This is a genomic window from Bacteroides sp. (assembly GCF_019417265.1).
Lineage (GTDB): Bacteria > Bacteroidota > Bacteroidia > Bacteroidales > Bacteroidaceae > Phocaeicola.
This window is the reverse complement of record NZ_DXVR01000018.1, coordinates 34,527-42,163: the sequence shown is the minus strand read 5'-3', so window position 1 is coordinate 42,163 and position 7,637 is coordinate 34,527. Positions and strand designations below refer to the sequence as shown.

Below are 7,637 nucleotides of genomic sequence, written 5' to 3'. Positions count from 1 at the left end.
TATATGCAATATTTACAAATTAAAACTAGCAAGCTGAACTTGCGAAACTTAAATTTGTTATGTTTAATACAAATTCAGAACCTATTTCCTCAGTTGTTGTGACAGATGAAGGTGATAGTGTATGTGAACTTAAAAGTTTGGCAGTTTCTCCACAATATCAACGAAAAGGTTACGGAAAGCAAATGGTGGATTTCTTGTGTAAACGTTATGCAGACAAGTTCAAATATATGATAGTCGGTACTGGAGAAAGCATGGATACTATCTCTTTTTATAAGAACTGCGGTTTCACGTTTTCTCATGTTGTTCCTGATTTCTTTACGGATAATTATGATCATCCGATTATAGAAAACGGGATAATATTAAAAGATATGGTATATTTCAGAAAAGAATTGTCTGTATAAAAGTCTGATATTGAAGAACAGGGAAATTCTTTTCTAATTAATATTGCATAGAAGTTCATAAAACTTTCTTCATTTTATAGTTCGTCAGTTTCAAACGGTTTGCGTGCTGTTTTTGCTCGCATTCCACAACATAGCCTTTGTGTTCAAAAAATGGACGTGCGGTTTTGCTTACTTCCGATGTAATCTCTTTTACTTCATATTGTCTTGCTATTTTTTCAACTTCAGAAAGAAGCTGAGTTGCTACACCTTTACCTTGCCAGTCCTTATGTACAAACATGGAATGCAGATAACCGTTCTTGTTCATAGAAGAAAATCCAATCAGGTAGTTTTGTTCGGCGAATGCTCCTACATATTGATTAGAAGACAGAAGTTCTTTCCAGTGTTCTATGTCGTCACCGCATGAAGCCCAGTCTTCCACTTCCTCCTTTGTATAGTCTTTAATATTGATGTTTAATACTGTGGAATGGAATAGGTTCTGCATATTATGGATATCTTTTTCTTCAAGTGGGCGAATTTTATATTTTGGTTTTAACCATCTGATTACTCTACAAGGATTTCCAATGGCTACACAATTTGCAGGTATTGATTCTGTAACTATGCTACCAGCACCAATAACGCTTCCGCTACCTATTATTACACCTGCAAGTATAATACATCCACCGCCAATCCATACATTATCTTCAACAGTAATCGGTAAAGCTCTTGTCTTGAAAAATAGTTCTCCTGAATTTTCATCCCAATCATTAACGAAACGTTCTTCAAAATCAACTGGATGCGTTGCCGTATAAAATTGTACATTAGGGGCAATCAATACTCTATTGCCTATATGAATATGATTTTCATCCATCATTGTACAATTATCATTGATGATTGTCTTTTCACCGATGAATATGTGTTTCCCGCATTGACAGGTAAAGTTATTACCTATATTGGAGTATTTCCCAATTTCTCCTAACATATAGCCTAATGTTTTTTTCCTATCATTTTCGCTCGTGTTTACATTGTTCAGTATAGATAGATATTTTTTTGTCTGCATTATCATTTCTAAAACTTCAGCATCCAGACGGTTACAAAGCTCTCCTGATAAAAAACGCTTATAGTTACTGATATCTTTAGTCATATTTTTTACCATAATAAATTCCTCTTCGGTTTCTCTAATGATATTAAATCCAAGTTTTAGATACATATTTGTAGCGTAGTTTGCTTTTTGTACGGAAAGCGATACTTGGTGGTAACTTTTATTCCAAAGAAATTTGAGCATTTCTTTCATAAGCTCTGTGCCAATACCTTTATTGCGGTATTCTCTATACAAGGATATAGAAAGTGACGGAGTATTGTTGTCAATGTGACCGTAGTCATTCATAATTCTTGCCCATACAGCACCAATGACTTTATGGTCTGTTTCTGCGACTAAGCAATAATCGTCTTTATCCTTGCCAAAATCTTCAATATAAATCTTCAGCTCCGGAATATCTATAACCTCTTTTGTCGGTGGTTCCACACCTTCAGGAATATAAATTGCCTCATAAAGAAAATCTCTCAATAAATGAGTCTCTTCTTCACGTAAAGGACGTATAGTATATTTTATTTGTTTATCCATGGTTTTACTTTTTGTTCCAATCATCTTTGGTCAGTAATGTAAAATGTTCGGTACGTTCGTCACCTAAAGGAGAAATCTTTCTTTCTTCTGTATGATGATATTTGAAGCCGCATTTATCCATAACTCTGCGTGATTTTAAATTTCCGTCATAATATCCGCACCATACTCTTTTTGTATCAAGTTCATCAAAACAACGTTTCAGAAGACGGTTTACCGCTTCTGGTATTAGTCCTTGTCCCCAGTAGGGAACACCAATCCAATAACCTATTTCTGCATCACCTTCTTTCATATCCGCACTATGTACGCCGTTACCGAACATAATGCCTACACTGCCTATAGGTTCGTTTGTTTCTTTCAATACTACAGCGTATGTTTCAGGAGCAGATAAGATGTTTCGTATTACATCTTTGCTGTTTTCAATAGATGTATGTGGTGGCCAACCTGCAATTGGTCCAATAGCAGGATCTTTTGCATATTTGTAGAGCGATTCGGCATCGGATTCATTCCACGGACGGAGAATAAGTCTTTGAGTTTCCATGAAATATTTTGTCATATATTTATTATTTTTTGTAAGATTGTTAATCATCTTATTCAGATTGGTCTCATTCTCTTCATCTGATAATGTAGGATCTTTCATGAAACGGGTGCAAGGTAATTCCGGACAGTCTCCACAGTTTTCACGTTTTTGTTCCTTACAGCATTTCCATATTGGACAAACTTCATAATCTGTGTATTGAAGCCAAAATACTTTGCCTTTTATTTTGCGGCATCCCTTGCAGTCTTTTGGGAAAGATGGACACTCTACACATTTTGCACCGCATGGGGAAGGATGGAAATATTCATCTTTCCAGTACCACCATTTACATTTATCGGTATCCGGTTTTTCCGTATTGATGTAATATTCTAATGCACGGTACAGGTAAAGCTGGCAGCGGTCTATAGTGTAACCAAGTAAACAGCACTCTTCCAGGTATAAATCGTCTGCTTTTTTACCTTTTAATGATTCGGTGGTGGTGTAGCCCATGGCTTTAAGACCCTGTTCTGTTTTTGGTCCTACATTAGGAATCTTACGGAAAGGATGAACATTATTTCTTGAACTTTTCTTTTTTACTTTTTTCTCTTTTGGCAATGGTAATACCTTTTCCAATGTACTTATCACATCAACCAAAGGATGTTTGTGCTCTACGTCCAGAATATAGTGCTCCTTTGCACCGTTGTATGGGATGCCGGCTTCACTGTCTTGCATTAAGTTGGCAATCGAAGGGTGCTTCTTAACGTAAGCTATATTGTCACATACAAGTATTATAGGCTTTTCGTTGAGGTAAATCATATAATCGCCAAACATCTTGCGATAGCGTACTGTTCCAATTCCTTTTATTTGGGAACATATAAACTCTATGAAGTCAATGTTGCTTGCCATGTATCTATATCCTTTATTTTATTATTGTTTGTTGTAAAGACTCAATAAATTCATCCCTGCCTTTGCAGCTGAATACATATTTCTTACTGTTCGTACGGATGAGTACTAATTCGTTCAGATTAGTTGCATACATAGTATAGCTGCCTAACTTAGGATTTTTGAATTTTCCTAGATATCCGAATAGGCCACCGCTGCCGAATATTCGAATAGAAAAAGCTGTTTCAGAGTTTGGTATCGCTTTTATTTCTATAATATCCTTTATAGGTATATTAATAGCGCCAAACAGTCTGTGTAAAATTATTTTATCATTTCCACTAGTTAATCTTATCGGCATATAGCCCAATCCACCTATAATGGTAGCTATAAAAATAACGACGAGCGTGTATTTGAGCCAAAGCATTGATGACGGAAAATCATCTGTCCAGATAAAATATGTAGATGCTACCAAAATAATGATTGTTATGGCTGTTATGGCCGTAACTCCCATACTCCATGTACATGGGAAAGAAATTCTGTTGTTTTTCATAATGATATGTATTGGAAATATTATTGTTTATAATCTATTGAACCAAAACAAATATAACTAAAACAGTTGTAATTATTATAATCAGTAATAGATTTTTTATGAAATAAAGAATTTATCCGTGATATTCGGTTATTATTTCACTAGCCCATTCAATCAATATGTGGCTTCGTTTGGTAAAGTCGTTTTCTTGAAAATCTGCAGATGCTATATTCAGTATAATACGGTCTTTATCTGTGACATGTTCTGACAGGAGTTTCATTGAACTGATGTAAGAGCCTGTATCAAGAAAATGTTTCATGCGTACGGTGAAACGTGCAGCTTTATAGAGTCCGACTAAGGTGTTTATATCTTTTGCATGAAGAAAATTATGGGAACAGGCATGATACAGGTTACAGGCTCCGGTCAAAACGGAGCGGCGTATGTCGTCATCGCTAGATATTTTTTGCAGATAATCTAATGTACCGATTATGGGCTTCGTATCAAGAACCAGTTGAAGGAGGTCTGATTTTTCCCAGTTAATCAGCTCTCTTTCTCCAGATACGAATCCGCATATCATGTCATGTTCCTCGAAAGAATCAAGCATTGACTGGTAATTCTGTAGATCCTTAAAATTTACTTCGTCAAGAATTATTACCACATCTATGTCGCTGCTGGCTGTCTGTTCGCCTCGTCCGTAACTGCCTTGCAGACCGAAAAACTTAATTCTGTTGCCGAATAGTGAGATAAGTCTCTCTTGAAAAACTTTCAGCCAGGATATTATGTCTAAGTTGTTCTCATTCATATCGTTTGTTTATTCTTGATATTATTGTCGGTGCAAACATTGTCGTCAGGACTACCAATATCCATAAATTTCCGGATAGCGGATTATACGCTGCTATGAGTTCTTTCATAGGTACACCTGTTCCTATTCCGGATGTGAATTCAAATATAACGGTGAGCAGCGTCCATATTATGCCGGCTATGAAACTTTCTTTTCTATTAAGTGTGACTAGTCGTGGAAGGAGCAGCCATGTGATAAACAGTATCATGATACTAAGCAGGATACCGCTAGCGGCTGTAGCCAGTGCGGTATCCAGATATTTGGTTAATACATATTCCCTGAATCCACCATTTAGTATTGCTGTGGGTATGAAGCATAGCCATACGAGAAGGGACTTGAGGTATTTCATATATATTTTGTTTTTATGTAACATATTAGCACTAAATTATTCTAAATGTTTACATTATTGTATTTTATCAGCCGAATATCTCTCGTAACTCTTTATTGCTTAGTTTGCCTATCCAGCTTTCTCCACTTGATACGGTCATGTCTGCCAGATGCTTCTTTTTCTGTATCATGTCGTTTATACGTTCCTCGAATGTATCTTTGGTGATGAAGCGGTGAACCATGACATTGTTCTTCTGACCTATACGGTAGGCACGGTCGGTAGCCTGTGCTTCAACTGCCGGATTCCACCAAAGGTCATAATGGATTACATGTGTTGCGGCTGTCAGGTTTAGTCCTGTTCCCGCTGCCTTAAGCGAAAGGATGAAAACCTTGTCTGTGCGGTTGTTCTGGAAGCGGTCAATCATTGTCTGACGTTCCTTAATACTGCATCCCCCATGATAGAACAGTGGTTTTTCACCTGTCCTTGCAGTTATGAAGTCCACTAACATGTCGCCCATTTCGCGATATTGCGTGAAGACAAGAACCTTTTCGCCGCCATCTACAATCCCTTCTATTCTGTCGAGCAACATCTCTGTTTTGCCTGACAATTCAGACCTGCGGTCGCCGTTCTTAAGGAACTGTGTGGGGTGGTTGCATATTTGTTTCAGAGCCATAATCATCTGGAGGATAAGTCCCTGACGCTTGAATAATGATTCGTTGTCTGTTGTAGGTATTCCCTCTATTTCGTTCATTGCGGATTCCAAGGTCTTTTCGTAGAGAGCGGCCTGTTCCGGTTTGAGAGAAGCATATACATCAAGTTCTATCTTGTCAGGCAGGTCGGAAATGATATTCTTGTCAGTCTTCATTCTTCGCATCATGAACGGAGTCGTCACTTTTCTGAAGCGCATAGCGCAATCACTGTCATTCCAAAGCTGGATAGGGTTTGCGTAGTTTTCCTTGAAGGCTTTAAGCGTATCCAGATAGCCTTTGTTGGCATAATCCATTATGCTCCAAAATTCTGTAAGCCTGTTTTCTACCGGAGTACCACTCAGAGCTATGTGAGTTGTGGCAGGAATTGACTTCACAGCCTTACTCTGTGCCGTATCGTTGTTCTTTATGTTTTGTGCTTCGTCAATGAACATTATAGTCCATTGTCTTTTTTTAAGTTTGGCATTGTCCGAGCGCAGAACACCGTATGTAGTTAACAGAATATCTGATTTAAAGCTCTTCAGATCTCTGCCAGTACCGTGATAGACGAATGTTGACAACGACGGAGCGAATCGGCTTATTTCCATTTGCCAGTTCGTGAGCAGACCCGTAGGTACAACTATGATGACTTTGCCTTCCTTCAATGCTCCCTCTTCTTTCAGTTTCAGAATAAGAGTTATAGCCTGCAGTGTCTTACCCAATCCCATGTCATCGGCAAGCACGGAACCGAATCCTATGCGCATATTTCGGTACATCCACGAGAATCCGCGTTCCTGGTATGGACGCAGTTGTGCATTAAGTTCCCGTGGAAGGGCAATGTTCTCCTGTTCGGTCAATTCCTTGATAAGTTGTCGCACATCGTCTGTAAGGCGTATAGGTGCAGAGTTGTATTCCTCTGTAAGGGCGGCCTGCAGCAACTGTGCCGGAGTGAGTTTATCCATCTTGTGGAAAGCGTCATGAAGCTTTTCCAGAGTTTCTGCATCGGTATAGATATATTTCTGCTTGAATTTTATCAGTCCTCCGGCATTCTTCTGCAGTTTCATGAACTCTTCCATCGACACTATCTCATTGCCAAGTGCCACTTCCCAGTCGAAGGCGAACAAATCGGCAAGGCTCAGGAAGCCTTTCTCACTTCCGGATTTCTTTTTCAGCAACAATGATGCTTTCGGACGTATGAGTTGCTGAAGCGATTTAGGCATGAAAACCTTGAAATCAAGAATCCTTACAGCAGGTATTATTTCGAGTATTACGGGCAGGAATGTCTTTTCGGTGTAGTGTAAAGCTTGTTTTGCTCCATTAGCAATATATCCGTTGAGGTCTTTCATCATTCCTGCCAGCAGGGTGAAGCTTCTCAGAATGGTGAAGCGTTCGTGCTCATATTCGGGTTGTGAGAGTATATCGGACAGTGCAGTGACTTCCTTTTCCGGTTCGCGTGTGTTTTCCACGCCAACGGTAATGTCGAAACCGCCATCGGTACTTTCTTCTACATAGAGAACAGGTCGGTAGTCTGATTCGATGAGCGAGTATGATGCTATCCATGATTTTATTCCGCCCGGCGTTTCTTTTTCTCCTACACCGCTGAAGGGAAGGTGGCTCTCCTTGAAGAATAATTCCTCTACAGGTAATTTCAGACTATCGGCCGTAAGTCTGTTTATGAGTTTTCCGAGAAAGAACGACACAATCCACTCTCCCTTGTTGTAAATAAATTTTCCTGTTTTACGTTCCACTAGTCTGAATTCCAGCAGTTTGTCGGGAATAATATCTTCAAGCATATCCATTAGTTGTCTTACCTGGCTGTCGATATAAGCCGGAATCCACCTGATGGCGTACTCTTT

General features: G+C 38.8%; 7 protein-coding genes and 3 pseudogenes. 1 reads left to right on the top strand and 9 read right to left on the bottom strand.

The genetic code is table 11. The features are described 5' to 3' along the window. The first annotated feature begins 59 nt into the window (after positions 1-59). Complete coding sequence (locus tag QZ379_RS04145) at positions 60-401, top strand: N-acetyltransferase (RefSeq protein WP_291558636.1); 342 nt, start codon at positions 60-62, stop codon at positions 399-401. Between the two features lie 55 nt (positions 402-456). Here QZ379_RS04145 and QZ379_RS04140 read toward each other — a convergent pair whose 3' ends face one another. The 9 genes and pseudogenes from QZ379_RS04140 to QZ379_RS04100 all read right to left on the bottom strand — a co-directional run. After that, complete coding sequence (locus QZ379_RS04140) at positions 457-882, bottom strand: GNAT family N-acetyltransferase (protein ID WP_291558642.1); 426 nt, start codon at positions 880-882, stop codon at positions 457-459. Between the two features lie 45 nt (positions 883-927). Next, a pseudogene (locus QZ379_RS04135) lies at positions 928-1,521 on the bottom strand (sugar O-acetyltransferase); the annotation flags it as partial. Continuing rightward, a pseudogene (locus tag QZ379_RS04130) lies at positions 1,519-1,989 on the bottom strand (GNAT family N-acetyltransferase); the annotation flags it as partial. The pseudogenes QZ379_RS04135 and QZ379_RS04130, both read right to left, overlap by 3 nt. Positions 1,990-2,005: 16 nt before the next feature. Beyond that, on the bottom strand, positions 2,006-2,539 hold the full coding sequence (locus tag QZ379_RS04125; RefSeq protein ID WP_291558640.1) for a GNAT family N-acetyltransferase: 534 nt from the start codon (positions 2,537-2,539) through the stop codon (positions 2,006-2,008). 108 nt (positions 2,540-2,647) lie between these two features. After that, positions 2,648-3,247 (bottom strand): annotated as a pseudogene (locus tag QZ379_RS04120) (helix-hairpin-helix domain-containing protein); the annotation flags it as partial. Positions 3,248-3,434: 187 nt separating this feature from the next. Then, the gene (locus tag QZ379_RS04115) at positions 3,435-3,947 is read right to left on the bottom strand and encodes a PH domain-containing protein (RefSeq protein WP_291558634.1); all 513 of its coding nucleotides are present in this window, start codon (positions 3,945-3,947) and stop codon (positions 3,435-3,437) included. 112 nt (positions 3,948-4,059) lie between these two features. Continuing rightward, positions 4,060-4,728 carry a nucleotidyltransferase domain-containing protein gene (locus QZ379_RS04110; RefSeq protein ID WP_291558632.1) on the bottom strand — a complete coding sequence of 223 codons (669 nt, stop codon included), beginning with the start codon at positions 4,726-4,728 and terminating at the stop codon, positions 4,060-4,062. Beyond that, complete coding sequence (locus QZ379_RS04105) at positions 4,721-5,116, bottom strand: hypothetical protein (RefSeq protein WP_235339637.1); 396 nt, start codon at positions 5,114-5,116, stop codon at positions 4,721-4,723. Before QZ379_RS04105 ends, QZ379_RS04110 begins: the two co-directional genes overlap by 8 nt. Before the next feature lie 67 nt (positions 5,117-5,183). Then, positions 5,184-7,637 (bottom strand): DEAD/DEAH box helicase (locus QZ379_RS04100; RefSeq protein WP_291558627.1); only part of this gene is annotated, 2,454 nt, incomplete at its 5' end.

Bases quoted from the DNA above. Each gene is read 5' to 3' on its own strand.
- QZ379_RS04105 (WP_235339637.1), bottom strand. From the start codon at position 5,116: ATGAAATACCTCAAGTCCCTTCTCGTATGGCTATGCTTCATACCCACA.
- QZ379_RS04125 (WP_291558640.1), bottom strand. From the start codon at position 2,539: ATGGAAACTCAAAGACTTATTCTCCGTCCGTGGAATGAATCCGATGCC.
- QZ379_RS04140 (WP_291558642.1), bottom strand. From the start codon at position 882: ATGCAGAACCTATTCCATTCCACAGTATTAAACATCAATATTAAAGAC.
- QZ379_RS04110 (WP_291558632.1), bottom strand. From the start codon at position 4,728: ATGAATGAGAACAACTTAGACATAATATCCTGGCTGAAAGTTTTTCAA.
- QZ379_RS04115 (WP_291558634.1), bottom strand. From the start codon at position 3,947: ATGAAAAACAACAGAATTTCTTTCCCATGTACATGGAGTATGGGAGTT.
- QZ379_RS04145 (WP_291558636.1), top strand. From the start codon at position 60: ATGTTTAATACAAATTCAGAACCTATTTCCTCAGTTGTTGTGACAGAT.